Annotated in this window: 1 protein-coding gene; it reads right to left on the bottom strand. The window is 36.8% G+C overall.

The features are described 5' to 3' along the window. Positions 1 to 1910, bottom strand: a 1910-nt coding sequence (locus EGI24_RS14280; protein WP_310586091.1) for an efflux RND transporter permease subunit, incomplete at its 3' end; no start/stop codon positions are given. Positions 1911 to 1954 lie beyond the last annotated feature (44 nt).

Below are 1954 nucleotides of genomic sequence, written 5' to 3'. Positions count from 1 at the left end.
TGCTCAAACTCTATCGCCTTAATTTTGGCACCGGGGTAATTTTGGAATTTGGTACGGAGTTCATTTATATAAGCTGTTCTTTCTGGCACTTCGGTTTCTTCTTGCAGTTGTACAAATATCTGGGCCGTATTACTAGAAGTACCACCTCGTGGCAATATGTTATAGTAAATCCTAGGATTGTCTTTTCCGATATTAGAGGCGTAACTTTTTACCAATTCCTTTTCAGAAAGAATTTTTTCCACAAATCGTACGGCTTTATCGGTTACTTTTAGAGAAGTACCCAGCGGTGTTTCTATGTTTATCAAAAACTGAGGTTTTTCGGATTTAGGGAAGACACTAATTCCAATTACTTTGATCAGTCCCAAACTTCCAATAAATATTAAAATGGCTACTCCGAGGGTTTTGAAGGGGTTGGCCAATGACCATGATAATATTTTTTTGTAAGATCCATCTATAGCCCTATTGAGAAACTGCAAAAACACGTTTCCATGCTCTTCCTCCTCTTTAGGCATCAAAAGGCTTGCTAAAAATGGCACGATAGTCAAAGAAACAAAAAGCGAAGCTAATACCGTAGTGATAACTGCCATGGGCAAACTTCGTATAAAATCTCCTGCAGATTCTGGCAAAAATGTCAGTGGCAAAAACGCAAATATCAGTGTAGCGGTACAGCCTAATACTGCCAAACTTATCTGTTTGGTAGCTTCAGTAGCAGCTTGTTTTCTAGAATATCCCATACGCAAATACCGGGCAATATTCTCTACTACCACGATGGAATCATCCACCAATAACCCTAAAGAAATAACCAAACCAACCACCGAAAGCTGATTAATCCCATAACCTAAAATATCTAGACCCGCCAAACCGATAGCCAAGGAAAGCGGAATAGAAATCATGACAATCAAAGCTGCTCTAAAACCTAGTGGAATGAGCGTAATTAAAACCAAAACAATAGCAATAGCAAAATCCCTACCCAATCCTAAGAGCCTTTTTGACACACTATGTGCTTGGTCGAAGCTTTTTTCAAACTTAATATGTTGAGGAAGTGTTTTCTCAAAATCTGCTAAAAGCGGAGAAAGTATTTTGTTTACATCAAAAATATTAGTGTTTTTTTTCTGGGAAGCAGTGATAAAAATTCCTCTTTTTCCATTAAGTCTAGCCAAATAGGTCTCATCTTCATAACCAAAATTCACATCAGCAACATCTTTCAAATAAGTAATTTGAGTTCCTGATGTACTTATAACGGTATTTTTTATTTCGTCAATAGATTCATAAGAACCCGATGTTTTCACATTGATTTTTCGATCCCCAATTTCAATAGCTCCGGCTGGAATGTTCATGTTTTCAGACTGAACTATTTGCATAATCCTACTCAAAGGAATCTTAAACTGTGCTAACCTATCGGTGTTGATAGCGATTCGTACAATTCGTTCAGGAGCAGCGTGTATATCCACATCCTTAATGTCTTTGATTTTCTTAATTTTTATTTTAAGATCATCTGCATAGGTTTTGAGTTCATTATAGGAAGCTGTTTCAGACAAGAATGCAGCCTGTATAATATTTACGGTTTCGGGTGTATACTTAAAAACATCCAATGCAAATAAATCTTGAGGAAGCTTGCTTCTTAAGCTGTTCAATTCACGCAAAACCTCATTATTCTTTTCGTCTTCTTTTACATTATGATTAAACTCTATGATGATAGAAGCAACACCGTCGTTTGCATAAGAAATCATTTTTTTGATGTCTGCTATGCTACTCATTTTGTCCTCTATGGGTTCCAAAATGAGTTTTTCCATGTCTTCGGGGCTAGTTCCTGGATATACTACAACGATAGAGTTGAACGTGGCTTTGAGCACTGGATCCTCTGCTTTGGGCATATTGAGTAGAGAGCTGATTCCTAGTGCAATAATCATTATAAAAATGATTATGGTAAACTGATGGTTTTTTACGGAAAAAT

The organism is Lacihabitans sp. CS3-21 (genome assembly GCF_024343675.1).
Lineage (GTDB): Bacteria > Bacteroidota > Bacteroidia > Cytophagales > Spirosomataceae > Leadbetterella.
Note: the sequence above shows the minus strand (reverse complement) of the source record. Positions and strands in the feature narration are given on the sequence as shown.